The following is a 24,745-nucleotide window of genomic DNA, read 5'->3' as shown; positions in this document are numbered from 1 at the left end:
CCCTTTAGGCTAGGAGTTCACTGTCGTGGCTAAAGAAAAATTTGAACGTAACAAACCGCACGTCAACGTTGGCACCATCGGTCACGTTGACCACGGTAAAACCACTCTGACCGCTGCTCTGACTCGCGTTTGCTCCGAAGTTTTCGGTTCTGCTCGTGTTGACTTCGACAAGATCGACAGCGCTCCAGAAGAGAAAGCTCGTGGTATCACCATCAACACTGCTCACGTAGAGTACGACTCGAACGTTCGTCACTACGCGCACGTTGACTGCCCAGGTCACGCCGACTACGTAAAAAACATGATCACCGGTGCTGCCCAGATGGACGGCGCGATCCTGGTTTGCTCGGCTGCTGATGGTCCTATGCCACAAACTCGTGAGCACATCCTGCTGTCCCGTCAGGTTGGCGTTCCGTACATCGTTGTCTTCCTGAACAAGGCTGACATGGTTGACGACGCTGAGCTGCTGGAACTGGTCGAGATGGAAGTTCGCGATCTGCTGAGCACCTACGATTTCCCAGGCGACGACACTCCGATCATCATTGGTTCCGCTCTGATGGCTCTGAACGGCCAGGACGACAACGAGCTGGGTACTACCGCTGTTCGTAAGCTGGTTGAAACTCTGGATACTTACATCCCAGAGCCAGAGCGTGCTATCGACAAGCCGTTCCTGATGCCAATCGAAGACGTATTCTCGATCTCCGGTCGCGGTACTGTTGTAACTGGTCGTGTTGAGCGCGGCATCATCAAGATCCAGGAAGAAGTAGAAATCGTAGGTCTGCGTGACACTACCAAAACTACTTGCACTGGCGTTGAGATGTTCCGCAAGCTGCTGGACGAAGGCCGTGCTGGTGAGAACTGCGGCGTTCTGCTGCGTGGCACCAAGCGTGACGACGTTGAGCGTGGCCAGGTTCTGGTCAAGCCAGGCACCGTCAAGCCGCACACTCAGTTCGAAGCTGAAATCTACGTTCTGAGCAAAGAAGAAGGCGGTCGTCACACTCCGTTCTTCAAAGGCTACCGTCCACAGTTCTACTTCCGTACTACCGACGTAACTGGTAGCTGCGAACTGCCGGAAGGCGTTGAGATGGTAATGCCAGGCGATAACGTGAAAGTTTCCGTTACCCTGATCAAGCCAATCGCAATGGAAGATGGTCTGCGTTTCGCTATCCGTGAAGGCGGTCGTACCGTCGGCGCCGGCGTCGTAGCCAAAATCATCGCTTAAGCGTTGATTCAAGAAAAAGCCCCCGCTTGCGGGGGCTTTTTTATTGGGTTGACACTCTGTTAGCTCGTCTATAGAATTGCGCCTCCTTTTAACGGGCGTATTGCGCTCGGTGGGAACAGCAATCTGGAGTCTGAAATCCAATGCAAAATCAGCAAATCCGTATCAGGTTGAAGGCTTTTGACCATCGCCTGATCGACCAATCAACCCAGGAAATCGTGGAAACCGCGAAACGTACTGGTGCTCAGGTGCGTGGTCCAATTCCACTGCCGACCCGTAAAGAGCGGTTCACCGTTCTGGTTTCCCCGCACGTCAACAAAGACGCGCGCGACCAGTACGAGATCCGCACTCATAAGCGCGTTCTGGACATCGTCCAGCCAACGGATAAAACCGTTGATGCTCTTATGAAGCTTGATCTTGCGGCCGGTGTGGAAGTGCAGATCAGCCTCGGCTAAGACTTGGGTCTTGGTCGTGTAACGCTCTGAAATGGGCGGCCATAGCGGGTGAAAGCCCCGTACACTCATGAGGTTTACAACATGACTATTGGTGTAGTCGGTCGTAAATGCGGTATGACCCGTATTTTCACCGAAGAAGGTGTCTCCATTCCGGTCACGGTCATTGAGATCGAGCCGAATCGCGTCACTCAGTTCAAAACCGAAGAAACCGATGGCTATCGTGCAGTGCAAGTCACTGTCGGCGAGCGTCGTGCTTCGCGTGTTACAGCTGCTCAGGCTGGCCACTTCGCCAAGGCGAACGTAGCTGCCGGTCGCACTGTTCTTGAATTCCGTCTTGAAGAAGGCGAGTACAAGGCTGGCGATCTGATCAACGCTGAAATCTTCGCTGCTGGCCAACTGGTTGACGTAACCGGTCAGTCCAAAGGTAAAGGTTTCCAGGGTACGATCAAGCGCTGGAATTTCCGTGGTCAAGATAACACCCACGGTAACTCCGTATCCCACCGCGTCCCAGGCTCTATCGGCCAGTGCCAGACTCCTGGTCGTGTATTCAAGGGCAAGAAAATGTCCGGTCATATGGGCGCTGAGCGCGTGACCGTGCAGTCCCTCGAAGTAGTGCGCGTGGACGCTGAACGCAATCTGTTGTTGGTCAAGGGCGCTGTTCCTGGCGCTACTGGCGGCAATCTGGTTGTACGTCCAGCAGCCAAGGCTCGCGGTTAAGGGGAAGCTGACATGCAATTAAATGTAAATGACGCTCAAGCAATCGAAGTTTCCGAACTGACATTTGGCGGCGAATTCAACGAGACACTGGTGCACCAGGCAGTCGTAGCCTACATGGCTGGCGGTCGTCAGGGCAGCAAGCAGCAAAAGACCCGTTCCGACGTTTCCGGTGGCGGTAAGCGCCCATGGCGTCAGAAGGGTACTGGCCGCGCTCGTGCCGGTACTATCCGTAGCCCAATCTGGCGTGGCGGCGGTACCACTTTCGCAGCTCGTCCTCAGGATCACACCCAGAAACTCAACAAGAAGATGTATCGCGCTGCTCTGCGCTCCATCCTTGGTGAGCTGGTCCGTACTGATCGTCTGGTCGTGGTTCAGGACTTCGCTGTCGAAGCACCGAAAACCAAAGATCTGCTGAGCAAGCTGAATGGCATGGGTCTGACCGATGTTCTGATCGTGTCTGACGCTGTTGACCAGAATCTGTACCTGGCTGCTCGTAACCTGCCTCACGTCGATGTGCGTGATGTTCAAGGTTCCGATCCAGTTAGTCTGATCGCATACGACAAAGTGTTGATCACTGTGTCGGCCGTGAAGAAATTCGAGGAGCTGCTGGGATGAACCAGGAACGCGTATTTAAAGTTCTACTTGGCCCGCACGTTTCCGAGAAGGCCACGGTTCTGGCTGACAAGAAAGGCCAGTTCGTTTTCAAGGTTGCTACTGACGCAACCAAGCTGGAAATCAAGAAGGCCGTCGAAAGCCTGTTCAGCGTGAAAGTAGAGCGTGTTACTACCCTGAATGTTCTGGGTAAGAGCAAGCGCACTGCTCGCGGTCTGGGCAAGCGTAATGACTGGAAGAAGGCAGTTATCTCCCTTCAGCCAGGCCAAGATCTCGATTTCAGCAGCAGTGCTGAGTAAGGAAGGGGTGCATCATGGCAATCGTTAAATGCAAACCGACTTCCCCTGGCCGCCGTTTTGTGGTCAAGGTGGTCAACCAGGAGCTGCATAAAGGCGCTCCTCACGCACCGCTGCTCGAGAAAAAATCGAAGTCTGGTGGTCGTAACAACAATGGCCGTATCACTACACGTCACGTGGGTGGTGGTCATAAGCAGCACTATCGTTTGGTTGACTTCCGTCGCAACGACAAAGATGGCATCGCTGCCACTGTCGAGCGTATTGAATACGATCCAAACCGTACTGCTCACATCGCTTTGCTGCTGTACGCAGACGGCGAGCGTCGCTACATCATCGCTCCTAAGGGCGTAAGTGCTGGCGACCAGCTGATCTCTGGTGCTCTGGCTCCAATCAAGCCGGGCAACACTCTTCAGCTGCGCAACATTCCAGTTGGTAGCACCGTGCACGGCATCGAACTGAAGCCGGGTAAAGGCGCCCAGATCGCTCGTTCCGCTGGTGCTTCTGCACAGCTGATCGCTCGTGAAGGTGTGTACGTTACTCTGCGTCTTCGCTCCGGTGAAATGCGTAAAGTACTGGCTGAGTGCCGTGCAACGCTGGGTGAAGTCTCGAACTCCGAGCACAGCCTGCGTTCCCTGGGTAAAGCTGGTGCCAAGCGCTGGCGTGGCGTTCGCCCAACCGTTCGTGGTGTTGCCATGAACCCGGTTGACCACCCACATGGTGGTGGTGAAGGTCGTACCTCTGGTGGTCGTCATCCGGTATCGCCGTGGGGCTTCCCGACTAAGGGCGCGAAGACTCGTGGTAATAAGCGTACCGACAAAATGATCGTCCGTCGTCGCAAGTAAATAGAGGGATACGACAGTGCCACGTTCTCTGAAAAAAGGTCCTTTTATTGATCTTCACCTACTGAAGAAGATCGAAGTGGCGGCGGAAAAGAACGATCGCAAACCAGTGAAAACCTGGTCGCGCCGTTCGATGATCCTGCCACAAATGGTCGGTCTGACCATTGCTGTGCATAACGGTCGTCAACATGTCCCAGTTCTGGTGAGCGAAGACATGGTCGGCCATAAACTGGGCGAGTTTGCCGGTACCCGCACTTATCGTGGGCACGTGGCAGACAAGAAAGCCAAGCGTTAAGGGGTAAGGAACGATGGAAGTAGCCGCTAAGTTGTCGGGCGCTCGAATCTCCGCCCAGAAAGCCCGCTTGGTCGCCGACCAGATCCGCGGGAAGAAGGTGGGCGAAGCGCTCAACCTGTTGGCTTTCAGCAGTAAGAAAGCCGCCGAGATCCTGAAGAAAGTGCTGGAGTCGGCTGTAGCCAACGCCGAGCATAACGAAGGCGCAGACGTTGATGACCTGAAGGTCTCCACCGTTTTCGTCAACGAAGGGCGTTCGCTGAAGCGCATCATGCCACGTGCCAAAGGCCGTGCTGATCGCATCGTCAAGCGGTCTTGCCATATCACTGTCAAGGTCGCTGACAAGTAACGGAGTCGAAGAGATGGGTCAGAAAGTACATCCCATTGGCATTCGCCTGGGAATCGTCAAGGAGCACACCTCCGTCTGGTACGCAGACGGTCGCACTTACGCAGACTACCTGCTGGCAGATCTGCAGGTGCGTGAGTACCTCCAAGACAAACTAAAAAGCGCGTCCGTAAGCCGTATCGATATCCATCGTCCGGCTCAGACAGCACGCATCACCATCCACACCGCTCGTCCAGGTATCGTTATCGGGAAGAAAGGTGAAGATGTTGAAAAACTGCGTCAGGACCTGACCAAGCAAATGGGTGTGCCTGTGCACATCAATATCGAAGAGATCCGCAAGCCGGAACTCGACGGTATGCTGGTTGCGCAGAGCGTAGCTCAGCAGCTGGAGCGTCGTGTAATGTTCCGTCGCGCCATGAAGCGCGCTGTACAGAACGCCATGCGCATTGGTGCCAAAGGCATCAAAATCCAAGTGAGCGGTCGTCTCGGCGGTGCTGAAATCGCACGTACTGAATGGTATCGCGAAGGTCGTGTGCCACTGCACACCCTGCGTGCCGACATCGACTATGCCAACTACGAAGCTCACACCACCTACGGTGTGATCGGTGTAAAGGTTTGGATCTTCAAAGGCGAAGTAATTGGTGGTCGCCAAGAAGAACTGAAACCACAAGCACCAGCGCCTCGTAAAAAAGCTGCTAAGTAAGGGGTACGCCAAATGTTGCAACCAAAGCGTACGAAGTTCCGCAAGCAAATGACTGGCCACAACCGTGGTCTGGCATTGCGCGGTAGCAAAGTCAGCTTCGGCGAGTTCGCGCTGAAGTCTGTCGCTCGTGGTCGTCTCACCGCTCGTCAGATCGAGTCAGCGCGTCGTGCTCTGACCCGTCACGTTAAACGTGGCGGCAAGATCTGGATCCGTGTATTCCCGGACAAGCCTATTTCCAAGAAGCCCCTCGAAGTTCGTATGGGTAAAGGTAAGGGTAACGTCGAGTACTGGGTTGCCCAGATTCAGCCAGGCAAAGTCCTGTATGAAATCGAGGGTGTTACTGAAGAGCTGGCGCGTGAGGCTTTCGCCCTGGCTGCTGCAAAGCTGCCGCTCGCCACCTCCTTTGTTAAGCGGACGGTGATGTGATGAAAGCGAATGAACTTCGTGAAAAATCAGCACAGCAGCTGAACGAGCAACTGCTCGGCCTGCTGCGCGACCAGTTCAATCTGCGTATGCAGAAAGCAACTGGCCAGTTGGGGCAGTCTCACCTGCTCTCGCAAGTTAAGCGTGACATCGCTCGCGTGAAGACTGTGCTCAACCAGCAGGCAGGTAAGTAATTATGGCTGAAGCCGAAAAAACCGTCCGTACGCTGACTGGCCGTGTTGTCAGCGACAAGATGGACAAGACCATCACCGTTCTGATTGAGCGTCGCGTCAAGCACCCGATCTACGGTAAATACGTTAAGCGTTCGACTAAGCTGCACGCGCACGACGAAACCAATCAATGCCATATCGGCGACAAGGTCACTATTCGTGAAACTCGTCCGGTAGCCAAGACCAAGTCTTGGGCATTGGTTGATATCATCGAACGCGCTGTGGAAGTCTAAGGACTAGGGGTCGGAGAAATTATATGATTCAGACTCAATCCATGCTCGATGTGGCCGATAACAGCGGCGCTCGCCGCGTTATGTGCATCAAGGTGCTGGGTGGCTCCCATCGTCGTTACGCTGGTATCGGTGACATCATCAAAGTGACCGTCAAGGAAGCAATTCCACGCGGTAAGGTGAAAAAAGGCCAAGTGATGACTGCTGTTGTAGTCCGCACTCGCCACGGTGTTCGTCGTGCAGACGGCTCCATCATCCGCTTCGATGGCAACGCTGCTGTTCTGCTGAACAACAAGCAAGAGCCGATCGGCACCCGTATCTTTGGGCCAGTGACCCGTGAACTTCGTACTGAGAAGTTCATGAAGATCGTCTCGCTCGCCCCAGAAGTGCTGTAAGGAGATCCGACATGCAAAAGATTCGTCGTGACGACGAGATCATCGTGATCGCCGGCAAAGACAAAGGTAAGCGCGGTAAGGTGCTCAAGGTTCTCGCTGACGACCGTCTGGTCGTTGGTGGGATCAACCTGGTGAAGCGTCATACCAAGCCTAACCCGATGTCGGGCGTACAGGGCGGTATCGTCGAGAAAGAAGCGCCATTGCACGCTTCCAACGTCGCCATTTTCAACGGCGCAACCAACAAGGCTGACCGCGTTGGTTTCAAAGTTGAAGACGGCAAAAAAATTCGTGTCTTCAAGTCGACCCAAAAAGCGGTTGATGCTTGAACACTGCTAGGTAGAAGACCATGGCACGACTGAAAGAGATTTACCGGAAGGAAATCGCTCCGAAGCTTAAGGAAGAACTTAAGCTGTCGAACGTGATGGAAGTTCCGCGCGTTACCAAAATCACCCTGAACATGGGTCTGGGCGAAGCGATCGGCGACAAGAAAGTCATCGAGCACGCTGTTGCCGACCTGGAAAAGATCACCGGTCAAAAAGTTGTTGTGACTTACGCTCGGAAATCCATCGCTGGCTTTAAAGTCCGTGAAGGTTGGCCGATCGGCGTCAAAGTAACTCTGCGCCGCGATCGTATGTACGAGTTCCTGGATCGTCTGCTGTCGATCTCCCTGCCTCGGGTTCGCGACTTCCGCGGCCTGAATGCCAAGTCCTTCGATGGTCGTGGCAACTACAGCATGGGCGTAAAAGAGCAGATCATCTTCCCGGAAATCGACTACGACAAGATCGATGCTCTCCGCGGTCTGGACATTACCCTGACCACCACTGCCAAGAACGATGACGAAGGCCGCGCACTGCTGCGTGCTTTCAAATTCCCGTTCCGCAACTGATTGGAGTAGGAAAATGGCCAAGAAGAGCATGAAAAACCGTGAGCTGAAGCGTCAGCTCACTGTTGCCAAGTTCGCAGTAAAGCGTGCAGCGCTCAAAGCAATCATCGTTGATCTGAACGCAAGTCCAGAAGCGCGTTGGGAAGCTACCGTAGCTCTGCAGAAGCAACCACGTGACGCAAGCGCTTCGCGCATGCGTAACCGTTGCCGCATCACCGGTCGTCCACACGGCGTCTATCGCAAGTTCGGCCTGGGCCGTAACAAGCTGCGTGAAGCAGCAATGCGTGGCGACGTACCAGGTCTGGTTAAAGCCAGCTGGTAAGACGTACCTCTCGCTACCTGTCGTCGGCTTCGCAAGAAATCGATGGCAGGTAAGCCGGGAAATTGAATCAAGCCCCTTTTGGGGCTTGATTCGTTTCTGGCGTAGGTCTAGAATTGCCGGCTCGCCTGAGCCCGTGTTTTTACTTGCCCGGAAAATCTCGGCGACAAGCTGTAGCCGCAAGGCTAATTATTTTGTTTTAGGAGCGTCTAGCCCATGAGTATGCAGGACCCGTTAGCGGACATGCTAACTCGTATCCGTAATGCCCAGATGGCTGAAAAGCCCGTCGTAAGCATGCCATCTTCCACGTTGAAGGTTGCTGTAGCCAAAGTCCTGAAAGACGAGGGTTACATTGCGGGTTATCAGATCAGCAGCGAAATCAAGCCACTGCTGTCCATCGAGCTGAAGTACTTCGAAGGCCGTCCAGTCATCGAAGAAGTGAAGCGCGTCAGCCGCCCAGGCTTGCGTCAGTACAAGTCCTCCGATGATCTGCCAAAAGTTCGTGGCGGTCTTGGTGTGTCTATCGTCTCCACCAACAAAGGTGTGATGACTGATCGTGCTGCGCGCGCTGCCGGTGTCGGTGGCGAAGTGCTTTGCACTGTGTTCTAAGGGGGGATAAGCATGTCACGCGTAGCTAAGAACCCCGTTAAGTTGCCAGCCGGTGTCGAAGTCAAATTCGTTGGCCAGCAGCTTTCGGTGAAGGGTGCCAAGGGCACTCTGGAACTGAACGTCCATTCGTCCGTTGAAATTGTTGAAGAAGCTGGTGAGCTGCGTTTCTCTGCTCGCAATGGCGATCAACAGACTCGCGCAATGGCAGGCACAACTCGTGCACTGGTTAACAACATGGTCCAGGGCGTAAGCCAAGGCTTCGAGCGCAAGCTCCAGCTGGTCGGTGTTGGTTACAAGGCGCAAGCAAAAGGCTCGGTCCTGAACCTGGCACTTGGCTTCTCGCACCCGGTGGATTACGAATTGCCTAATGGCATTACCGCTGAGACCCCCAACCAAACCGATATCTTCATTCGTGGTATCGACAAGCAGTTGGTTGGTCAAGTGGCCGCTGAGATCCGCGACTTCCGCCGTCCTGAGCCGTACAAAGGCAAAGGTGTGCGTTACGCAGACGAAGTCGTCCGCCGTAAAGAAGCCAAGAAGAAGTAGGGCATAGCAAATGACCGTCAAAAAAGTTACCCGACTGCGTCGCGCTCGCAAAGCACGCCTGAAAATGCACGAACTAGAAGTCGTGCGTCTCTGCGTGCACCGCTCTTCGCAGCACATTTATGCCCAGGTCATTTCGGCCGACGGCAGCAAAGTCCTGGCAAGCGCCTCGACTTTGGACAAAGAACTGCGTGATGGTGCCACTGGCAACATCGACGCGGCCACTAAGGTTGGCAAGCTGGTCGCCGAGCGTGCAAAAGCCGCTGGCGTATCGCAAGTGGCTTTCGACCGTTCTGGCTTCAAGTACCACGGCCGTGTCAAAGCGCTGGCTGATGCTGCTCGTGAAGGCGGGCTGGAGTTCTAAGTTATGGCAAATAACGACCAAAAACGCGACGAAGGCTACATCGAGAAGCTGGTTCAAGTTAACCGCGTGGCCAAAACCGTAAAAGGCGGCCGTATCTTCACTTTCACTGCGTTGACCGTAGTGGGTGATGGTAAAGGACGTGTTGGCTTCGGCCGTGGCAAGTCACGTGAAGTGCCTGCCGCAATCCAGAAAGCGATGGAAGCTGCTCGCCGCAACATGATCCAAGTCGATCTGAACGGCACTACCCTGCAGTACGCAATGAAGTCTGCCCACGGCGCTTCGAAGGTGTACATGCAGCCTGCTTCTGAAGGTACCGGTATCATCGCTGGCGGCGCTATGCGCGCAGTGCTGGAAGTTGCTGGTGTCCAGAACGTATTGGCCAAGTGCTACGGCTCTACTAACCCGGTAAACGTGGTTCACGCCACTTTCAAGGGTCTGAAAGGCATGCAGTCTCCTGAGTCCATTGCTGCCAAGCGTGGCAAGCGTGTTGAGGAGATCATCTGATCATGGCTACCGTTAAAGTAACGCTGATCAAAAGCACCGCCGGCCGTCTCCCTAACCACAAACTGTGCGTTAAGGGTCTGGGTCTGCGTCGCATCGGTCACACTGTAGAAGTCCAGGATACTCCCGAGAATCGCGGGATGATCAACAAGGCTTACTACATGCTGCGAGTCGAGGGTTAATCGATGAAACTCAATGATCTGAGTCCAGCGCCGGGTTCCCGTCGCGAAAAGCATCGTCCGGGCCGTGGTATCGGTAGTGGTTTGGGCAAGACTGGTGGCCGCGGTCACAAAGGTCAGACCTCCCGCTCCGGTGGCACTATCGCTCCGGGCTTTGAAGGCGGCCAACAGCCGTTGCATCGTCGTCTGCCAAAATTCGGTTTCGTTTCCCTGAAGGCCATGGATCGCGCAGAAGTGCGTCTGTCCGAGCTGGCTAAAGTGGAAGGCGACATCGTAACTGTGCAGTCCCTGAAGGATGCCAACGTGATTAACCAGAACGTACAGCGTGTGAAAATCATGCTGTCCGGCGAAGTTACTCGCGCTGTCACCATCAAAGGTATCGCAGCCACCAAAGGTGCGCGTGCGGCTATCGAAGCAGCTGGCGGCAAGTTCGAGGAATAAATGGCTAAGCAAGGTGCTCTCTCTGCGCTCGGCAAAGGCGGTATGTCTGAACTCTGGGCTCGTCTGCGTTTTCTGTTCCTGGCGATTATCGTCTACCGAATAGGCGCACACATCCCGGTTCCAGGTATCAACCCTGATCGACTCGCAGACCTGTTTCGACAGAATGAGGGGACCATTCTTAGCTTGTTCAACATGTTTTCCGGCGGCGCGCTGGAGCGGATGAGCATCTTTGCACTGGGGATCATGCCGTACATCTCGGCATCGATCATCATGCAGCTGATGACAGCCGTCAGCCCGCAGCTGGAGCAGTTGAAGAAGGAAGGTGAAGCTGGCCGTCGCAAGATCAGCCAGTACACCCGCTACGGCACCGTCGTCCTGGCATTGGTTCAAGCTATCGGCATGTCCGTTGGCCTGGCCAGTCAGGGCGTTGCTTTCTCTGCAGATTTCGGCTTCCACTTCGTGGCTGTCACCACCTTCGTGGCTGGTGCGATGTTCATGATGTGGCTGGGCGAGCAGATTACCGAGCGCGGTGTTGGCAACGGTATCTCGATGTTGATTTTCGCAGGTATCGTCGCCGGTCTTCCGAGAGCGATCGGGCAGTCTTTCGAGTCTGCACGCACGGGTGATATCAATATCTTCGCCCTGGTTGCTATCGGTTTGCTGGCAGTAGCGATCATCGGTTTCGTGGTGTTCATTGAGCGTGGTCAGCGTCGTATTGCTGTTCACTACGCCAAGCGTCAGCAGGGCCGCAAGGTCTTCGCTGCGCAGACCAGCCACCTGCCGCTGAAAGTGAACATGGCTGGTGTTATTCCTGCCATTTTCGCGAGCAGCATCTTGCTGTTCCCGGCTTCGTTGGGGTCCTGGTTCGGTCAGTCTGAAGGTATGGGCTGGTTGCAGGACATCTCGCAGTCGATCGCTCCTGGTCAGCCGTTGAATATTCTGCTGTTTAGTGCAGGGATTATTTTCTTCTGCTTCTTCTATACGGCGTTGATGTTCAATCCGAAAGACGTAGCGGAAAACCTGAAGAAGTCCGGTGCCTTTATTCCGGGCATCCGTCCAGGTGAGCAGTCGGCACGCTATATTGATGGCGTTCTGACCCGCTTGACCATGTTCGGTGCTCTTTATATGACGGCCGTGTGTCTGCTCCCCCAGTTCCTGGTGGTTGCGGCAAACGTACCGTTCTACCTTGGCGGGACCTCGTTGCTGATCGTGGTCGTGGTTGTGATGGACTTTATGTCGCAAGTGCAATCTCACCTCGTTTCGCACCAGTATGAATCCCTGATGAAGAAAGCCAACCTGAAGGGTTACGGCAGCGGCGGCGGAATGCTGCGCTGAGGTACTCATAAGGTTCGAGGAGTTGGTGATGAAAGTTCGTGCATCGGTGAAAAAGCTGTGCCGTAACTGCAAGATTATTCGCCGCGAAGGTGTTGTTCGAGTAATTTGCAGCGCGGAACCACGTCATAAGCAGCGCCAAGGCTGATTGTGATTTGTGCTTAAGCCCAGCAGCTAGTGCGCTGCTGGGTTGATTATTTGTTCCTACAGCGATATTATCTCGCGCCCTATTTCTTGGCTTCCGGGGCGTAGGTAGCTGTCAATTGGAGTCCCACTGAATGGCCCGTATTGCAGGCGTTAACATTCCAGATAACAAGCATACTGTTATCTCGCTGACCTACATCTATGGTGTTGGTCGCACAACTGCACAGAAAATCTGTGCAACCACTGGGGTTAACCCAGCGGCAAAGATCAAAGATCTGAGCGACGAGCAGATTGAACAGCTGCGTGGCGAAGTGGCGAAGTTCACCACTGAAGGTGACCTGCGTCGCGAAATCAACATGAAAATCAAGCGCTTGATGGACCTGGGCTGCTACCGCGGTCTGCGTCATCGTCGTGGTCTGCCAGTACGCGGTCAGCGTACCAAGACCAACGCGCGTACTCGCAAAGGTCCGCGTAAGCCGATCCGCAAGTAATCGCTCCAGCGTATCGACAGGAATTTAGTCATGGCAAAACCTGCTGCTCGTCCTCGTAAAAAAGTTAAAAAGACAGTGGTTGATGGCATCGCCCACATCCACGCGTCGTTTAACAACACAATCGTCACCATTACCGATCGTCAAGGTAACGCTCTTTCCTGGGCTACCTCCGGCGGTTCGGGTTTCCGTGGTTCCCGCAAGTCCACCCCGTTCGCTGCTCAGGTAGCTGCAGAGCGTGCTGGTCAAGCTGCGCTGGAGTACGGTCTGAAGAACCTCGACGTCAATGTCAAGGGTCCAGGCCCAGGTCGTGAATCCGCTGTCCGTGCATTGAACGGCTGCGGCTATAAGATCGCCAGCATCACCGACGTGACGCCAATCCCGCACAACGGGTGCCGTCCGCCGAAGAAGCGCCGCGTGTAATCCAGGAGACTGTAAGAAATGGCTCGTTACATTGGTCCAAAATGCAAACTTGCTCGTCGTGAAGGCACCGATCTCTTTCTGAAGAGCGGCGTTCGCGCTATCGAATCCAAGTGCAACATCGAAGCAGCTCCAGGCATCCACGGTCAGCGCCGCGGTCGTCAGTCCGATTACGGTACCCAGCTGCGTGAAAAGCAAAAAGTCCGTCGTATCTACGGCGTTCTCGAGCGTCAGTTCAGCGGTTACTACAAAGAAGCAGCTGGCAAGAAAGGTGCAACCGGTGAAAACCTGCTGCAACTGCTCGAGTGCCGTCTGGACAACGTTGTATACCGTATGGGCTTTGGCTCGACTCGTGCTGAATCCCGTCAACTGGTTTCGCACAAGTCGATCAGCGTCAACGGTAAAACCGTTAACGTTCCTTCCTACCAGGTACGTGCCGGCGACGTCGTTGCAGTCCGTGAAAAGGCGCAAAACCAACTGCGTATTGTCCAGGCTCTCGAACTGTGTGCCCAACGTGGCCGCGTAGAATGGGTAGACGTAGACACCGCGAAGAAATCGGGCGTTTTCAAAAGCGTTCCAGCTCGCAGTGATCTATCCGCCGACATCAACGAAAGCCTGATTGTCGAGCTCTACTCCAAGTAAGGGCTAGAAAATAGGTGCATCCATGCAGATTTCGGTAAATGAGTTCCTGACACCCCGCCATATTGATGTGCAGGTTGTCAGTCCAACCCGCGCCAAGATTACTCTCGAGCCTCTCGAGCGTGGTTTTGGCCATACCCTGGGCAACGCGCTTCGCCGCATTCTGTTGTCCTCCATGCCCGGCTGTGCAGTAGTCGAGGCCGAGATTGACGGTGTACTCCACGAGTACAGCGCCATCGAAGGTGTACAGGAAGACGTCATTGAAATCCTGTTGAACCTTAAAGGTCTGGCTATCAAGCTGCACGGTCGAGACGAAGTTACGCTGACCTTGTCGAAGAAGGGTTCGGGGGTGGTTACCGCTGCCGATATTCAGCTGGATCATGATGTCGAGATCGTTAATCCCGATCACGTAATCGCCAACCTGGCGTCTAACGGCGCCTTGAACATGAAGCTCGTTGTAGCTCGTGGCCGTGGTTATGAACCGGCAGACTCGCGTCAGAGCGATGAAGACGAAAGCCGCAGCATTGGTCGCTTGCAGCTTGACTCTTCGTTCAGCCCAGTACGTCGCATCGCCTACGAGGTGCAAAACGCCCGTGTCGAGCAGCGTACCAACCTGGACAAGCTGGTTATTGATATGGAAACCAACGGTACTCTGGATCCTGAAGAGGCTATCCGTCGTGCTGCAACCATTCTGCAACAGCAGTTGGCTGCGTTCGTCGACCTCAAAGGTGACAGTGAACCAGTGGTAATCGAACAGGAAGATGAGATCGATCCGATCCTCCTCCGTCCGGTTGACGATTTGGAACTGACCGTGCGTTCGGCCAACTGCCTTAAGGCGGAGAACATTTACTACATCGGCGACCTGATTCAGCGTACCGAAGTAGAACTGTTGAAGACTCCGAACCTGGGCAAGAAATCCTTGACCGAGATCAAGGATGTCCTGGCTTCTCGTGGTCTTTCCCTCGGCATGCGCCTCGACAACTGGCCGCCTGCAAGTCTTAAGAAGGACGACAAGGCGACTGCCTGATCGTCGTAATCACCGAACGTTGTGTTTGGTAAGGAATGAACCATGCGTCATCGTAAAAGTGGACGTCACCTGAGCCGTACCAGCTCTCACCGCAAGGCCATGTTCCAGAACATGGCGGTGTCGCTGTTCGAGCACGAGCTGATCAAAACTACCCTGCCAAAAGCCAAGGAACTGCGCCGCGTTGCCGAGCCGCTGATCACTCTGGCCAAGGTAGACAGCGTTGCTAACCGTCGTTTGGCTTTCGACCGTACTCGTTCGAAAGAAATCGTTGGTAAGCTGTTCAACGATCTGGGCAAGCGCTATGCAACCCGTCAGGGTGGCTACCTGCGTATCCTCAAGTGCGGTTTCCGCGCTGGCGACAACGCGCCAATGGCGTACGTCGAGCTGGTTGATCGTCCTGTCGGTGGTGTTGTAGAAGCTGCTGAATAAGACGTCAGTCTGAACAAAGAACCGGGCCTTGTGCCCGGTTTTTTGTTTTCTGAAATTCGTAAAAGCTATCAGCTTGCATGATTTAATAAATTTGAGAGTGTTTCAGTTCTGACAAATAATCCTCCCCAGACCATTAGCCAGCTTGTAAGACTGAGGAAGAATTCAATGAGCCAGACTAAAACGCTTACCACTGCAAGCGGTGCGCCTGTCGCAGATAACCAGAACTCTCGTTCCGCCGGTCCACGTGGCCCGTTGCTGCTGGACGACTTTCACCTGATCGAGAAACTTGCTCACTTCAACCGCGAGAACATTCCCGAGCGTCGTGTACACGCCAAGGGATCGGGTGCGCACGGTACGTTCACCGTTACTCGCGATATCACACAATACTCCAGCGCCAAGCTGTTTGAGTCCGTAGGCAAGCAGACCCCTATCTTCCTGCGCTTTTCAACCGTAGGCGGTGAGCGCGGTTCGGCTGATACCGAGCGCGACCCTCGTGGTTTCGCTGTGAAGTTTTACACCGAGGAAGGTAACTGGGACATCGTGGGTAACAACACGCCGGTGTTCTTCATCCGTGATCCACTGAAATTCCCGGACTTCATCCACACCCAAAAGCGTCTGCCGCAAAGCAACCTGAAAAGTGCACAAGCGATGTGGGACTTCTGGTCGTACTCGCCCGAGGCTCTGCACCAGATCACCATCCTGTTCTCGGATCGGGGTATTCCTGATGGCTACCGTCACATGCATGGCTTTGGTAGCCACACCTACAGCCTGATCAGCGCTGCGGGCGAGCGTCATTGGGTCAAGTGGCACTACAAGTCCAGGCAAGGCATCAAGAACCTGACACCGGCTGACGCAGCGCGCCTGGCAGGTACTGACCCGGATTACGCGCAGCGCGATCTGTTCACAGCCATCGAGCGTGGTGATTTCCCGAAATGGCAGGTGTGCATCCAGTTAATGACTGAAGCCCAGGCTGCCAATCATCACGAGAACCCCTTCGACGTGACCAAGACCTGGTCGCAGAAAGAGTTCCCGCTGATCGAAGTCGGTGAACTGGAACTCAACCGCAACCCGCTCAACTACTTCGCTGAAGTCGAGCAGGCTGCTTTTGGCCCGAGCAACATGGTGCCGGGCGTAGGGCTGTCGCCTGATCGCATGCTTCAGGGGCGTGTGTTCGCTTACGCCGATGCTCACCGCTACCGTGTAGGCACCAACCACCAGCACTTGCCGATCAATGCTGCCAAAAGCCCTGTAAACAGCTATCAGCGTGACGGTGCCATGGCGTTTGGCAGTAACGGCGGTGCGGCTCCGAACTACGAGCCAAACAGCTACGCCGATGCGCCCAAGCAGGCGCCTCAGTATGCCGAGCCGGCTCTGTCGTTGAGTGGTGCTGCCGATCGTCACGATCATCGTGAAGACAGCGATTACTACAGTCAGGCCGGCAAACTGTTCAACCTCATGGATGCCGATCAGAAAGCGTTGCTGATCGACAATATTGCCGGTGCGATGCAGGGTGTTTCCAGCGATGTGGTTCAGCGTCAGTTGCAGTACTTCTTCAAAGCCGACCCGGCTTATGGCGAAGGTATTGCCAAAGCCCTGGGTGTCAAACTGGGCTAACTCGAAGTGAGAAACAGAACCGCCCTCATTTGGGCGGTTTTTCGCTTCTTATAGGCCGTTTTTCGCCGCTTTTTATCGGAATATTGCGTTTTTGGAAGTGACCTGACAGTCAGCTTGGTTCAAACTATGGCCTTTACAGCAGGGAGATCTGGTGCGATGCAAGGCCATCCAGAAGTAATCGATTATCTGAACACGTTGCTCACTGGCGAATTGGCTGCTCGTGACCAATATTTCATCCATTCGCGCATGTACGAAGACTGGGGTTTCGCCAAGCTCTACGAACGCATCAATCATGAAATGGAAGAAGAAGCGCAACACGCCGATGCGCTGATCCGTCGTATCCTGATGCTCGAAGGCACGCCTCGCATGCGTCCGGACGATCTGGAAATCGGTACCACCGTGCCTGAAATGCTCGCCAACGATCTGCGTCTCGAATACAAGGTGCGCGCTGCTCTGTGCAAGGGCATCGAGCTGTGCGAACTGCACAAGGATTACATCAGCCGCGACATCCTGCGTCTGCAACTGGCTGACACCGAAGAAGATCACACCTACTGGCTGGAACAGCAGATGGGTCTGATCAAGGCTATCGGTCTGGAAAACTACCTGCAGTCGCAGTTCTGATTCCACAGCCCGCATAGAAAAAGCCCCTGCACACTCACGTGGCAGGGGCTTTTTCATTTTGCAGTTCCTACGTAAATCACCGACTCAAGCGCGGTCCCTGATCAACAGAGGCTTGAGATAGTGGCCGGTATAGGACTGTTCCATCTCAGCCACCTCTTCTGGCGTGCCGGTGGCGATAATCTGACCACCCCTTGAACCACCTTCCGGGCCGAGATCCACGAGCCAGTCGGCTGTCTTGATGACGTCCAGGTTGTGCTCGATCACGACCACGGTGTTGCCGTGATCGCGCAGGCGATGCAAGACATCGAGCAGTTGCTGGATATCGGCAAAGTGCAGGCCGGTGGTGGGTTCGTCGAGGATATAGAGTGTCTTGCCTGTATCACGCTTGGAAAGCTCGCGAGACAGTTTGACCCGCTGTGCCTCACCGCCCGACAGGGTTGTGGCTGACTGTCCCAGCTTGATGTAGGAAAGCCCTACATCCATCAAGGTCTGGAGCTTGCGAGCCAGAGCCGGAACAGCGTCGAAGAACTCACGAGCTTCCTCGATGGTCATTTCCAGCACTTCATGGATGCTCTTGCCCTTGTATTTGATCTCAAGGGTTTCGCGGTTGTAGCGCTTGCTCTTGCACACATCGCAGGGGACATAAATGTCCGGCAGGAAGTGCATCTCGACCTTGATCAGGCCGTCACCCTGGCAGGCCTCGCAACGACCGCCCTTGACGTTGAACGAGAAGCGCCCCGGGCCATACCCGCGTGAGCGCGATTCCGGCACGCCGGCAAACAGTTCGCGAATCGGCGTGAACAGGCCGGTGTAGGTCGCCGGGTTCGAGCGAGGAGTGCGGCCAATGGGGCTCTGATCGATATCCACGACCTTGTCCAGATGCTGCAGGCCATTGATGCTGTCGTGCGTTGCGGCTTCCAGCGTCGTCGCGCCATTGAGCGCTGTGGCGCTGAGCGGGAACAGGGTGTTGTTGATCAGCGTCGACTTGCCCGAACCGGAAACACCGGTCACGCAGGTCAGCAGGCCAATCGGAATCTCCAGATTCACATTGCGCAGGTTATTGCCGCGTGCGCCCTTGAGCGTGAGCGACAGCTTCTTGTTGCGCGGGGTGCGCTTGGCGGGCACCTCGATCTTGACCCGGCCTGACAGGTATTTGCCGGTCAGTGAGTCAGGATGCCCCATCACCTCGTCAGGCGTACCTTCGGCGACGATATTACCGCCATGCACGCCTGCGCCCGGGCCGATGTCCACGACATAGTCTGCCAGGCGGATAGCGTCTTCATCATGCTCGACCACGATCACGGTATTGCCGATATCGCGCAGGTGTTTGAGCGTGCCCAGCAAACGATCGTTATCGCGCTGATGCAGACCGATCGATGGCTCATCGAGGATGTACATCACACCCACCAGACCGGCACCGATCTGGCTCGCCAGCCGGATACGCTGTGCTTCGCCGCCGGAGAGCGTGTCGGCGCTGCGATCCAGGGTCAGATAGTCGAGGCCGACGTTGACCAGGAACTGCAGGCGTTCGCGGATTTCCTTGAGAATCTTGTCGGCAATTTCGCCACGACGTCCGGTCAGCTTCAGGCCGCTGAAATAATCGGTGGCATCGCCAATCGGCAGGTTGGTGACCGCTGGCAGGGTTTTCTCGCCGACCCACACATGACGCGCCTCGCGACGCAGGCGAGTGCCGCGGCAGTCCGGGCAAGGCTGAGTGCCGAGGAACTTGGCCAGTTCTTCACGCACCGTTGCCGACTCGGTTTCCCGGTAACGGCGCTCAAGGTTTGGCACGATGCCTTCAAAGGGATGCGCACGTTTGACGATATCGCCGCGATCATTGAGATAGCGGAAGTCGACATTCTGGGTGCCGCTGCCGTTGAGCAGGATTTTCTGCGTTTCTGCTGTCAGTTCCTTGAACGGCACTTCCAGACTGAAATCGTAGTGCTTGGCCAGCGAACCCAGCATCTGGAAGTAATAGACGTTGCGTCGGTCCCAGCCGCGTATCGCGCCTTCTGCCAGGGTCAGTTCGGCATTGACCAGGCGCTTCACATCGAAGAACTGCTTCACGCCCAGACCGTCACAAGTCGGGCATGCGCCAGCCGGGTTGTTGAAGGAGAACAGCTTGGGTTCCAGCTCACTGATGGCATGGCCGCAGATCGGGCAGGCAAAGCGCGCGGAGAAGATGATCTCTTCGCCTGGCTCATCGTCCATCGGCGCAACCAGCGCGATACCGTCGGCCAGTTTCAGTGCGGTCTCGAACGACTCGGCCAGACGCTGTTGCAGATCCGGGCGTACCTTGAAACGATCCACCACCACATCGATGGAGTGTTTCTTCTGCTTGTCCAGCTTGGGCAGTTCGTCGAGTTCGAACAGCTTGCCGTTGACCCGAGCCCGGACGAAGCCCTGAGCACGCAGTTCCTCGAATACCGAAAGATGCTCGCCCTTGCGCTCACGAATCACCGGAGCCAGCAGCATCAATTTGCTGCCTTCGGGTTGCGCCAGCACCAGATCGACCATCTGGCTGACCGTCTGAGCTTCCAGCGGAATATCGTGATCCGGGCAGCGCGGTTGGCCAACCCGCGCATACAACAGGCGCAGGTAGTCGTAGATCTCGGTAATGGTGCCGACGGTCGAGCGCGGGTTATGAGAAGTGGATTTCTGCTCGATGGAAATTGCAGGCGACAGGCCTTCGATCGTGTCCACGTCCGGTTTTTCCATCATCGAAAGAAACTGGCGGGCGTAGGCTGAAAGAGATTCGACATAACGACGCTGGCCTTCGGCATACAGCGTATCGAATGCCAGCGATGACTTGCCGGAGCCGGACAGGCCGGTAATAACGATCAGTTTGTCGCGCGGAAGGGTCAGGTCTATGTTTTTCAGGTTGTGGGTTCGTGCCCCACGTATCAGGATCTTGTCCACTGCGGCCTCGCTTGGCGGGCATAAACATCGGAGTATACGGCTGCATGCCATTACGCGGCAAAGCGTCGCGTATATCTCGTATATGTGCTGTACCTCGATGGGACTGGTAGAATCGCCGCCGGTTCACACGAGGTTTTTCCATGCACGATCCCTATAGCGAACGGATGAGTAGCGGTGAGACACGCGCAGCAGGCGGTCTGGCTCTGGTGTTCGCTTTCCGAATGCTTGGCATGTTCATGGTTCTGCCGGTCCTGGCGACTTACGGCATGGACCTGGCGGGCGCGAGTCCGGCCCTTATCGGCCTGGCCATCGGCGCCTACGGGCTGACCCAGGCCGTGCTGCAGATTCCGTTCGGGGTCATTTCCGACCGGATCGGACGGCGACCGGTGATTTACCTGGGCTTGATCGTCTTTGCGGTCGGCAGTCTGGTGGCCGCCAATGCCGACTCGATCTGGGGCATTATCATCGGACGAATCCTGCAAGGTGCTGGCGCCATATCCGCGGCGGTCATGGCTTTGTTGTCAGACCTGACACGCGAGCAGCATCGCACCAAGGCCATGGCCATGATCGGCATGACCATTGGTCTGTCGTTCGCTATCGCAATGGTGGTGGGGCCTTTGCTGACCGGCGCGTTCGGCCTGTCCGGGCTGTTCCTGGCGACGGGCGGCATGGCGCTGCTGGGAGTGCTGATCGTTGCGTTCGTCGTACCGAAGGCCAATGGTCCGTTACTGCACCGTGAGTCGGGCGTGGCAAAACAGGCTCTGGGAGCCACCCTGCGCCACCCGGATCTGCTGCGTCTGGATTTGGGTATCTTCGTGTTGCACGCGATGCTGATGTCCAGTTTCGTGGCATTACCGCTGGCGCTGGTGGAAAAAGCCGGTCTGCCCAAGGAACAGCACTGGTGGGTCTACCTCACGGCGTTGCTGATCTCTTTCTTCGCGATGATTCCGTTCATCATTTACGGAGAAAAAAAGCGTCAGATGAAGCGCGTGCTGCTCGGCGCGGTCACAGTTCTGATGCTCTCTGAGCTATTCTTCTGGGCATTCGGCGACACGTTGCGGGCGCTGGTGATCGGCACTGTGGTGTTCTTCACAGCGTTCAATCTGCTGGAAGCGTCATTGCCATCGTTGATCAGTAAAGTCTCGCCGGCAGGTGGTAAAGGCACTGCCATGGGGGTTTATTCCACCAGTCAGTTCCTGGGCTCGGCTGCCGGAGGGATACTCGGCGGTTGGCTTTTCCAGCACGGCGGGCTGGATGTTGTGTTCCTCGGCGGTGCTGCCATGGCCGCCATTTGGTTGGCCTTTGCTGTTACCATGCGTGAACCGCCTTACGTGACGAGCCTGCGCCTGCCGTTGTCGGCCGAGGCCCAGCGTGAAGCAGGACTGGCAGAGCGTTTAATGTCCGTAACAGGCGTGACGGATGCAGTCGTGGTTGCCGAAGAGGCAGCCATCTATATCAAACTCGATACAAAATTATTGGATCGTGCGTCTCTGGAAAAGCTGGTCAACCCGGCACCGGAAACGTGCGAAGCCTAGGAGAACGTTATGGCCCGTGGGGTTAACAAAGTCATATTGGTCGGTACATGCGGCCAGGATCCCGAAGTTCGCTACTTGCCTAACGGTAACGCCGTGACCAACCTGAGTCTGGCAACCAGCGAACAATGGACTGACAAGCAGACCGGCCAGAAAGTCGAAAAGACCGAATGGCACCGTGTTTCGATGTTCGGCAAGGTTGCCGAGATCGCTGGCGAATACCTGCGCAAGGGTTCCCAAGTCTACATCGAAGGCAAGCTGCAGACCCGTGAGTGGGAAAAAGACGGCATCAAGCGCTACACCACCGAAATCGTCGTCGACATGCAAGGCACCATGCAACTGCTGGGCGGCCGTCCACAAGGCGACTCGCAACAAGGGCAGGGCGGTGGCAGCTACGGCAACTCCGCACCACGTCCACAACAGTCGCGCCAGCAATCGGCTCCGCCTCAGCAGTCGTATTCGCAGCCACAACGCGAATCCCGTCCGGCTCCGCAGCAGCAAGCACCACAGCCGGCTGCCGATTTCGACAGCTTTGATGATGATATTCCGTTCTGACAAGCTACATGGACTTTCATAAGTTCAGGCCTGAAACCCCCGCATCGCGGGGGTTTCGCGTTTCTGGCCTGTCAAAAAGTATCGTGGTTTGTCCGGTTGTTTCGTGTAGTAAAGGTTACGAGTTGATACATTTTTAGGCGTGGTCTCCACGTGGTTTCATGCGACAGATGCGTAAGATCGAAGTCGTAGTTATTCGACTCAAGAAAGGACGCTTGCATGGGACGTAAAATGATTGGAGTTGGAGCTCCGACATCTACGGGTGGGGTAGTACTAGAAGGCAACGTGGGTATCAATATTGATAGCACGGTCAATACATCATCAGTCGGGCACATAGCTAGTTGTCCCGCATGCAGTGTAGGCAAGGGGCCGATTGTTGCTGTAGGACCAAGAACCATTATTTTGCCGGCAGGTCCGGTTGCGTTGGAAGGTGATTATGTTGCCTGTGGTTGTCCGCCTGAATCCAATACTGTGATCTCTGGCCAGTCAACTGTTTATGGTGGCGCTGAGCACACTAATGCCAGTTTTTTACCTATTGATTCAGCTGTAGTAAAAGTAAAATCAATAAAAGAAATTTATTTTTCATATGGCAGTAGTTATGAGCCCCTTGCCGATGTGTCTCGATTTTATGTGGACTTGAATGTGCATGTGGAAACGTCTGGTTATAAGAATGGTGAGGTTGTTGATGTTAAACTCGGAGGTGACGTAGAACGTGATTTTTCGGCTGTGGTAGGAGAGGGTGGCGTTGCTGTAATTACGGGTATGCTTATGGATGATCGTATCGACATGGAAGGAGATGTGTAATGACTAATCTGACAGTAAGTGCGGGTGAAGTTTCTACGACAGTCAAGGTTAACAGACCTCGTTATAGTGATTTGTGGGCCGCCTATGCTGAAGTAGGCTTCATGAAATCTGGAGATGTTTATGATCTGGTTGGTGGAGAAGCGGCCGAGCTACGCAACCAAATGCCCGATGACTATGCGAACGCCTGTGCGCTCAGGATGAGTAGAGCTTTCAATTATGGCGGCTACAAGGTTCCACGAGGCACCATCATCAAGAATAAAAGTATTTACAGGGTGCGTGGCAGTGATGGGCTCGCCTATATTTTAAGGGTCAATGATATGATCGACTTTCTGGAATATAACTGGGGAAAGCCTGATTTGGTCATGGCCCGAGGGGAAGATGCCTTGATGACCGGGAAGAAAGGATTAATCGTCGTTGAAGTTACCGGTTGGAGTGATGCAAGAGGACATGTGGTTCTTTGGAATGGTGAAGTCACTGGCGACGGTTCTGACTATCATCGCCTGGACAGTGAGGATTGGATAGACTCTACAGGGTCACTTGTAAGGACCAACTACTGGGAGTTAAAAGGATGAAGTGGTTTGCAAGGACTTTGTTTTTTCTTGCCGCGGGTTTTGGAAATGCTGCCTATGGTGCTATTGATGTGGCTGCAGCCAGACAGTCTTTGAAGGATTACGGGCTTTCTAATTGTATAGTCAAGCAGTTTTCAGACGAGTCTGATATAAAGTCCGATATCAAGCTTGCTATCGGTGCTTATGGGTTTATGGGGGGCGGTATGCACACGGTCCTCCAGAATGAAGATACCCTGGAAACCTTGCATAATCCGTATAAAGCAACGATGGACTATGTTTTTTCAGCCTATGATAAGGTTTCCGCAGGAAGTAAGTACAGCAAGAAAAAAATGGTGTTCTATGCATGTCTGAAAGTTTATAACTCTAAAGAGTTTGATGCGTTTATTAAGTCTCAGGATAAGTACATTCAAAAATAGTTGCCATCTTGGGGGAGAAGCTGAATTATCGCTCAGTATTTTTTGATGTGGACCTATCAGCCTCCCATTACCCCCGGCTCACATCTCACCGACTGGTCGTTGCCGACCCCGGCACCTGCAGTGGCGTCGAGGTGGATGACGCCGGCCAAGCGTCTCCGAGGAGCTTGGCAACATAGCCAAAGAAGAGTAAGCGCTCCACAAACCCCACATTCAAAGCGCAAAGCTGATGTCTGATGCTGTGCTCCCGATCTCTTTCTGGAGCCAGCCCCGCCATGATGCGACCCGACGCCAAAGTCGAAAAAGTCTATCTCTACCCCAAGCCTGTGGACTTCCGAAAATCCATAGACGGCCTGGCCGCTCTGGTCGAACTGGATATAAAAGTGGCGGTATTCGATCCGGTGCTGTTTGTCTTTCTCAACAAATCCCGAAACCGAGTGAAAATTTTGTATTGGGAGCGCAACGGCTTTTGCCTTTGGCTCAAACGCCTCGAATCCGAGCGCTTTAAAACATCGCCCGAGGTCACGGACGAGGCGATCATCCTCAGCGTCCAGGAACTGAACTGGCTGCTCGACGGTTTTGACCTATGGCGCAATCGTCCTCATCAGGTTTTGACACCGCGCTACGTGGCATGACCCGGTATAATCCG

Annotated in this window: 38 protein-coding genes; 37 read left to right on the top strand and 1 reads right to left on the bottom strand. The window is 54.8% G+C overall.

The genetic code is table 11. The features are described 5' to 3' along the window. Positions 1-25: 25 nt before the first annotated feature. The 31 genes from tuf to bfr all read left to right on the top strand — a co-directional run bounded on the left by tuf (position 26) and on the right by bfr (position 17,307). The gene (tuf, locus tag JSY17_RS13970) at positions 26-1,219 is read left to right on the top strand and encodes an elongation factor Tu (RefSeq protein WP_117163587.1); all 1,194 of its coding nucleotides are present in this window, start codon (positions 26-28) and stop codon (positions 1,217-1,219) included. 140 nt (positions 1,220-1,359) lie between these two features. After that, positions 1,360-1,671, top strand: coding sequence for a 30S ribosomal protein S10 (gene rpsJ, locus JSY17_RS13965; protein ID WP_003186070.1), 312 nt, complete (start codon positions 1,360-1,362; stop codon positions 1,669-1,671). Between the two features lie 81 nt (positions 1,672-1,752). Then, positions 1,753-2,388 (top strand): 50S ribosomal protein L3, encoded by a 636-nt coding sequence (rplC, locus tag JSY17_RS13960; protein WP_025262053.1) that lies wholly within the window; start codon positions 1,753-1,755, stop codon positions 2,386-2,388. A gap of 12 nt (positions 2,389-2,400) precedes the next feature. Further along, positions 2,401-3,003, top strand: a complete 603-nt coding sequence (rplD, locus tag JSY17_RS13955; RefSeq protein ID WP_117163586.1) for a 50S ribosomal protein L4 — start codon at positions 2,401-2,403, stop codon at positions 3,001-3,003. Beyond that, positions 3,000-3,299 carry a 50S ribosomal protein L23 gene (gene rplW, locus JSY17_RS13950; RefSeq protein ID WP_002555488.1) on the top strand — a complete coding sequence of 100 codons (300 nt, stop codon included), beginning with the start codon at positions 3,000-3,002 and terminating at the stop codon, positions 3,297-3,299. The genes rplD and rplW overlap by 4 nt, the downstream gene beginning before the upstream one ends. 14 nt (positions 3,300-3,313) lie before the next feature. Beyond that, on the top strand, positions 3,314-4,138 hold the full coding sequence (gene rplB / locus JSY17_RS13945) for a 50S ribosomal protein L2 (RefSeq protein ID WP_117163585.1): 825 nt from the start codon (positions 3,314-3,316) through the stop codon (positions 4,136-4,138). A 16-nt stretch (positions 4,139-4,154) separates the two neighbouring features. Continuing rightward, entirely contained in the window at positions 4,155-4,430 is a 276-nt protein-coding gene (gene rpsS, locus JSY17_RS13940) for a 30S ribosomal protein S19 (protein ID WP_004883670.1), read from the top strand. 13 nt (positions 4,431-4,443) lie between these two features. After that, the gene (gene rplV, locus JSY17_RS13935) at positions 4,444-4,776 is read left to right on the top strand and encodes a 50S ribosomal protein L22 (protein ID WP_002555485.1); all 333 of its coding nucleotides are present in this window, start codon (positions 4,444-4,446) and stop codon (positions 4,774-4,776) included. Between the two features lie 13 nt (positions 4,777-4,789). Further along, positions 4,790-5,476 carry a 30S ribosomal protein S3 gene (gene rpsC / locus JSY17_RS13930; protein WP_025262051.1) on the top strand — a complete coding sequence of 229 codons (687 nt, stop codon included), beginning with the start codon at positions 4,790-4,792 and terminating at the stop codon, positions 5,474-5,476. Positions 5,477-5,488: 12 nt separating this feature from the next. Further along, positions 5,489-5,902, top strand: coding sequence for a 50S ribosomal protein L16 (gene rplP / locus JSY17_RS13925; RefSeq protein WP_025262050.1), 414 nt, complete (start codon positions 5,489-5,491; stop codon positions 5,900-5,902). Then, on the top strand, positions 5,902-6,093 hold the full coding sequence (gene rpmC, locus JSY17_RS13920; RefSeq protein ID WP_002555481.1) for a 50S ribosomal protein L29: 192 nt from the start codon (positions 5,902-5,904) through the stop codon (positions 6,091-6,093). Before rplP ends, rpmC begins: the two co-directional genes overlap by 1 nt. Before the next feature lie 2 nt (positions 6,094-6,095). After that, the gene (rpsQ, locus tag JSY17_RS13915; protein WP_117163584.1) at positions 6,096-6,362 is read left to right on the top strand and encodes a 30S ribosomal protein S17; all 267 of its coding nucleotides are present in this window, start codon (positions 6,096-6,098) and stop codon (positions 6,360-6,362) included. 23 nt (positions 6,363-6,385) lie between these two features. Next, complete coding sequence (gene rplN, locus JSY17_RS13910; RefSeq protein ID WP_002555479.1) at positions 6,386-6,754, top strand: 50S ribosomal protein L14; 369 nt, start codon at positions 6,386-6,388, stop codon at positions 6,752-6,754. An 11-nt stretch (positions 6,755-6,765) separates the two neighbouring features. Next, on the top strand, positions 6,766-7,080 hold the full coding sequence (gene rplX / locus JSY17_RS13905) for a 50S ribosomal protein L24 (RefSeq protein ID WP_002555478.1): 315 nt from the start codon (positions 6,766-6,768) through the stop codon (positions 7,078-7,080). A gap of 20 nt (positions 7,081-7,100) precedes the next feature. After that, positions 7,101-7,640, top strand: a complete 540-nt coding sequence (gene rplE, locus JSY17_RS13900; RefSeq protein ID WP_002555477.1) for a 50S ribosomal protein L5 — start codon at positions 7,101-7,103, stop codon at positions 7,638-7,640. A 13-nt stretch (positions 7,641-7,653) separates the two neighbouring features. After that, the gene (gene rpsN, locus JSY17_RS13895) at positions 7,654-7,959 is read left to right on the top strand and encodes a 30S ribosomal protein S14 (protein ID WP_025262049.1); all 306 of its coding nucleotides are present in this window, start codon (positions 7,654-7,656) and stop codon (positions 7,957-7,959) included. A 213-nt stretch (positions 7,960-8,172) separates the two neighbouring features. Next, positions 8,173-8,565: a 30S ribosomal protein S8 gene (gene rpsH, locus JSY17_RS13890; RefSeq protein ID WP_025262048.1), complete on the top strand. Its 393-nt coding sequence runs from the start codon at positions 8,173-8,175 to the stop codon at positions 8,563-8,565. Between the two features lie 12 nt (positions 8,566-8,577). After that, positions 8,578-9,111, top strand: a complete 534-nt coding sequence (gene rplF, locus JSY17_RS13885; protein ID WP_117163582.1) for a 50S ribosomal protein L6 — start codon at positions 8,578-8,580, stop codon at positions 9,109-9,111. A 10-nt stretch (positions 9,112-9,121) separates the two neighbouring features. Next, a complete protein-coding gene (gene rplR / locus JSY17_RS13880; RefSeq protein ID WP_002555473.1) occupies positions 9,122-9,472 on the top strand; it encodes a 50S ribosomal protein L18 in 351 nt (116 codons plus the stop codon). Between the two features lie 3 nt (positions 9,473-9,475). After that, positions 9,476-9,976, top strand: a complete 501-nt coding sequence (gene rpsE / locus JSY17_RS13875) for a 30S ribosomal protein S5 (RefSeq protein ID WP_024687031.1) — start codon at positions 9,476-9,478, stop codon at positions 9,974-9,976. Positions 9,977-9,978: 2 nt separating this feature from the next. Next, on the top strand, positions 9,979-10,155 hold the full coding sequence (gene rpmD / locus JSY17_RS13870) for a 50S ribosomal protein L30 (protein ID WP_009397493.1): 177 nt from the start codon (positions 9,979-9,981) through the stop codon (positions 10,153-10,155). A gap of 3 nt (positions 10,156-10,158) precedes the next feature. Next, positions 10,159-10,593: a 50S ribosomal protein L15 gene (rplO, locus tag JSY17_RS13865; protein WP_007924183.1), complete on the top strand. Its 435-nt coding sequence runs from the start codon at positions 10,159-10,161 to the stop codon at positions 10,591-10,593. Continuing rightward, the gene (gene secY / locus JSY17_RS13860; RefSeq protein WP_117163581.1) at positions 10,594-11,928 is read left to right on the top strand and encodes a preprotein translocase subunit SecY; all 1,335 of its coding nucleotides are present in this window, start codon (positions 10,594-10,596) and stop codon (positions 11,926-11,928) included. A gap of 28 nt (positions 11,929-11,956) precedes the next feature. Further along, the gene (gene rpmJ, locus JSY17_RS13855; protein ID WP_002555468.1) at positions 11,957-12,073 is read left to right on the top strand and encodes a 50S ribosomal protein L36; all 117 of its coding nucleotides are present in this window, start codon (positions 11,957-11,959) and stop codon (positions 12,071-12,073) included. Positions 12,074-12,203: 130 nt separating this feature from the next. Beyond that, the gene (rpsM, locus tag JSY17_RS13850; RefSeq protein WP_004883692.1) at positions 12,204-12,560 is read left to right on the top strand and encodes a 30S ribosomal protein S13; all 357 of its coding nucleotides are present in this window, start codon (positions 12,204-12,206) and stop codon (positions 12,558-12,560) included. A 30-nt stretch (positions 12,561-12,590) separates the two neighbouring features. Then, a complete protein-coding gene (gene rpsK, locus JSY17_RS13845; protein WP_002555466.1) occupies positions 12,591-12,980 on the top strand; it encodes a 30S ribosomal protein S11 in 390 nt (129 codons plus the stop codon). 18 nt (positions 12,981-12,998) lie between these two features. Next, on the top strand, positions 12,999-13,619 hold the full coding sequence (rpsD, locus tag JSY17_RS13840; RefSeq protein ID WP_117163580.1) for a 30S ribosomal protein S4: 621 nt from the start codon (positions 12,999-13,001) through the stop codon (positions 13,617-13,619). A 22-nt stretch (positions 13,620-13,641) separates the two neighbouring features. Continuing rightward, the gene (locus JSY17_RS13835) at positions 13,642-14,643 is read left to right on the top strand and encodes a DNA-directed RNA polymerase subunit alpha (protein ID WP_025262044.1); all 1,002 of its coding nucleotides are present in this window, start codon (positions 13,642-13,644) and stop codon (positions 14,641-14,643) included. A gap of 42 nt (positions 14,644-14,685) precedes the next feature. After that, entirely contained in the window at positions 14,686-15,072 is a 387-nt protein-coding gene (rplQ, locus tag JSY17_RS13830) for a 50S ribosomal protein L17 (RefSeq protein WP_025262043.1), read from the top strand. Positions 15,073-15,237: 165 nt separating this feature from the next. After that, entirely contained in the window at positions 15,238-16,686 is a 1,449-nt protein-coding gene (locus JSY17_RS13825) for a catalase (RefSeq protein WP_122371035.1), read from the top strand. Between the two features lie 156 nt (positions 16,687-16,842). Next, positions 16,843-17,307 carry a bacterioferritin gene (gene bfr / locus JSY17_RS13820; protein WP_095067807.1) on the top strand — a complete coding sequence of 155 codons (465 nt, stop codon included), beginning with the start codon at positions 16,843-16,845 and terminating at the stop codon, positions 17,305-17,307. 84 nt (positions 17,308-17,391) lie between these two features. Here bfr and uvrA read toward each other — a convergent pair whose 3' ends face one another. After that, entirely contained in the window at positions 17,392-20,226 is a 2,835-nt protein-coding gene (gene uvrA, locus JSY17_RS13815) for an excinuclease ABC subunit UvrA (RefSeq protein ID WP_162880479.1), read from the bottom strand. Positions 20,227-20,366: 140 nt separating this feature from the next. On the opposite strand from uvrA, the gene JSY17_RS13810 reads away from it, so the two are divergent. The 6 genes from JSY17_RS13810 to tnpB all read left to right on the top strand — a co-directional run bounded on the left by JSY17_RS13810 (position 20,367) and on the right by tnpB (position 24,731). Further along, positions 20,367-21,761 carry an MFS transporter gene (locus JSY17_RS13810; protein WP_206401971.1) on the top strand — a complete coding sequence of 465 codons (1,395 nt, stop codon included), beginning with the start codon at positions 20,367-20,369 and terminating at the stop codon, positions 21,759-21,761. A 9-nt stretch (positions 21,762-21,770) separates the two neighbouring features. Then, a complete protein-coding gene (locus tag JSY17_RS13805; protein WP_117163576.1) occupies positions 21,771-22,313 on the top strand; it encodes a single-stranded DNA-binding protein in 543 nt (180 codons plus the stop codon). 216 nt (positions 22,314-22,529) lie between these two features. Next, a complete protein-coding gene (locus tag JSY17_RS13800) occupies positions 22,530-23,114 on the top strand; it encodes a PAAR domain-containing protein (protein ID WP_206401969.1) in 585 nt (194 codons plus the stop codon). Next, positions 23,114-23,686: a type VI secretion system amidase effector protein Tae4 gene (locus JSY17_RS13795; protein ID WP_206401968.1), complete on the top strand. Its 573-nt coding sequence runs from the start codon at positions 23,114-23,116 to the stop codon at positions 23,684-23,686. Before JSY17_RS13800 ends, JSY17_RS13795 begins: the two co-directional genes overlap by 1 nt. Next, a complete protein-coding gene (locus JSY17_RS13790; protein WP_206401967.1) occupies positions 23,683-24,099 on the top strand; it encodes a hypothetical protein in 417 nt (138 codons plus the stop codon). Before JSY17_RS13795 ends, JSY17_RS13790 begins: the two co-directional genes overlap by 4 nt. Positions 24,100-24,371: 272 nt before the next feature. After that, entirely contained in the window at positions 24,372-24,731 is a 360-nt protein-coding gene (gene tnpB, locus JSY17_RS13785) for an IS66 family insertion sequence element accessory protein TnpB (RefSeq protein WP_232849451.1), read from the top strand. Positions 24,732-24,745 lie beyond the last annotated feature (14 nt).

The sequence above is a fragment of the Pseudomonas capsici genome (genome assembly GCF_017165765.1).
GTDB classification, from domain to species: domain Bacteria; phylum Pseudomonadota; class Gammaproteobacteria; order Pseudomonadales; family Pseudomonadaceae; genus Aquipseudomonas; species Aquipseudomonas capsici.
Note: the sequence above shows the minus strand (reverse complement) of the source record. Positions and strands in the feature narration are given on the sequence as shown.

What these genes read in the sequence shown, in the direction of transcription:
- rpsJ (WP_003186070.1), top strand. Translation starts at nt 1,360, where the DNA reads ATGCAAAATCAGCAAATCCGTATCAGGTTGAAGGCTTTTGACCATCGC.
- rpsN (WP_025262049.1), top strand. Translation starts at nt 7,654, where the DNA reads ATGGCCAAGAAGAGCATGAAAAACCGTGAGCTGAAGCGTCAGCTCACT.
- rplN (WP_002555479.1), top strand. Translation starts at nt 6,386, where the DNA reads ATGATTCAGACTCAATCCATGCTCGATGTGGCCGATAACAGCGGCGCT.
- rplW (WP_002555488.1), top strand. Translation starts at nt 3,000, where the DNA reads ATGAACCAGGAACGCGTATTTAAAGTTCTACTTGGCCCGCACGTTTCC.
- rpmD (WP_009397493.1), top strand. Translation starts at nt 9,979, where the DNA reads ATGGCTACCGTTAAAGTAACGCTGATCAAAAGCACCGCCGGCCGTCTC.
- rplO (WP_007924183.1), top strand. Translation starts at nt 10,159, where the DNA reads ATGAAACTCAATGATCTGAGTCCAGCGCCGGGTTCCCGTCGCGAAAAG.
- rpsM (WP_004883692.1), top strand. Translation starts at nt 12,204, where the DNA reads ATGGCCCGTATTGCAGGCGTTAACATTCCAGATAACAAGCATACTGTT.
- rpsQ (WP_117163584.1), top strand. Translation starts at nt 6,096, where the DNA reads ATGGCTGAAGCCGAAAAAACCGTCCGTACGCTGACTGGCCGTGTTGTC.
- rplF (WP_117163582.1), top strand. Translation starts at nt 8,578, where the DNA reads ATGTCACGCGTAGCTAAGAACCCCGTTAAGTTGCCAGCCGGTGTCGAA.
- rplQ (WP_025262043.1), top strand. Translation starts at nt 14,686, where the DNA reads ATGCGTCATCGTAAAAGTGGACGTCACCTGAGCCGTACCAGCTCTCAC.
- rpsD (WP_117163580.1), top strand. Translation starts at nt 12,999, where the DNA reads ATGGCTCGTTACATTGGTCCAAAATGCAAACTTGCTCGTCGTGAAGGC.
- JSY17_RS13795 (WP_206401968.1), top strand. Translation starts at nt 23,114, where the DNA reads ATGACTAATCTGACAGTAAGTGCGGGTGAAGTTTCTACGACAGTCAAG.
- rplB (WP_117163585.1), top strand. Translation starts at nt 3,314, where the DNA reads ATGGCAATCGTTAAATGCAAACCGACTTCCCCTGGCCGCCGTTTTGTG.
- JSY17_RS13835 (WP_025262044.1), top strand. Translation starts at nt 13,642, where the DNA reads ATGCAGATTTCGGTAAATGAGTTCCTGACACCCCGCCATATTGATGTG.
- JSY17_RS13810 (WP_206401971.1), top strand. Translation starts at nt 20,367, where the DNA reads ATGCACGATCCCTATAGCGAACGGATGAGTAGCGGTGAGACACGCGCA.
- JSY17_RS13790 (WP_206401967.1), top strand. Translation starts at nt 23,683, where the DNA reads ATGAAGTGGTTTGCAAGGACTTTGTTTTTTCTTGCCGCGGGTTTTGGA.
- rpsH (WP_025262048.1), top strand. Translation starts at nt 8,173, where the DNA reads ATGAGTATGCAGGACCCGTTAGCGGACATGCTAACTCGTATCCGTAAT.
- rpsK (WP_002555466.1), top strand. Translation starts at nt 12,591, where the DNA reads ATGGCAAAACCTGCTGCTCGTCCTCGTAAAAAAGTTAAAAAGACAGTG.
- rplP (WP_025262050.1), top strand. Translation starts at nt 5,489, where the DNA reads ATGTTGCAACCAAAGCGTACGAAGTTCCGCAAGCAAATGACTGGCCAC.
- JSY17_RS13800 (WP_206401969.1), top strand. Translation starts at nt 22,530, where the DNA reads ATGGGACGTAAAATGATTGGAGTTGGAGCTCCGACATCTACGGGTGGG.
- rpsE (WP_024687031.1), top strand. Translation starts at nt 9,476, where the DNA reads ATGGCAAATAACGACCAAAAACGCGACGAAGGCTACATCGAGAAGCTG.
- bfr (WP_095067807.1), top strand. Translation starts at nt 16,843, where the DNA reads ATGCAAGGCCATCCAGAAGTAATCGATTATCTGAACACGTTGCTCACT.
- rplD (WP_117163586.1), top strand. Translation starts at nt 2,401, where the DNA reads ATGCAATTAAATGTAAATGACGCTCAAGCAATCGAAGTTTCCGAACTG.
- secY (WP_117163581.1), top strand. Translation starts at nt 10,594, where the DNA reads ATGGCTAAGCAAGGTGCTCTCTCTGCGCTCGGCAAAGGCGGTATGTCT.
- rpmJ (WP_002555468.1), top strand. Translation starts at nt 11,957, where the DNA reads ATGAAAGTTCGTGCATCGGTGAAAAAGCTGTGCCGTAACTGCAAGATT.
- rplX (WP_002555478.1), top strand. Translation starts at nt 6,766, where the DNA reads ATGCAAAAGATTCGTCGTGACGACGAGATCATCGTGATCGCCGGCAAA.
- JSY17_RS13805 (WP_117163576.1), top strand. Translation starts at nt 21,771, where the DNA reads ATGGCCCGTGGGGTTAACAAAGTCATATTGGTCGGTACATGCGGCCAG.
- rplE (WP_002555477.1), top strand. Translation starts at nt 7,101, where the DNA reads ATGGCACGACTGAAAGAGATTTACCGGAAGGAAATCGCTCCGAAGCTT.
- rplR (WP_002555473.1), top strand. Translation starts at nt 9,122, where the DNA reads ATGACCGTCAAAAAAGTTACCCGACTGCGTCGCGCTCGCAAAGCACGC.
- rpmC (WP_002555481.1), top strand. Translation starts at nt 5,902, where the DNA reads ATGAAAGCGAATGAACTTCGTGAAAAATCAGCACAGCAGCTGAACGAG.
- rpsC (WP_025262051.1), top strand. Translation starts at nt 4,790, where the DNA reads ATGGGTCAGAAAGTACATCCCATTGGCATTCGCCTGGGAATCGTCAAG.
- tnpB (WP_232849451.1), top strand. Translation starts at nt 24,372, where the DNA reads ATGATGCGACCCGACGCCAAAGTCGAAAAAGTCTATCTCTACCCCAAG.
- rplC (WP_025262053.1), top strand. Translation starts at nt 1,753, where the DNA reads ATGACTATTGGTGTAGTCGGTCGTAAATGCGGTATGACCCGTATTTTC.
- JSY17_RS13825 (WP_122371035.1), top strand. Translation starts at nt 15,238, where the DNA reads ATGAGCCAGACTAAAACGCTTACCACTGCAAGCGGTGCGCCTGTCGCA.
- rplV (WP_002555485.1), top strand. Translation starts at nt 4,444, where the DNA reads ATGGAAGTAGCCGCTAAGTTGTCGGGCGCTCGAATCTCCGCCCAGAAA.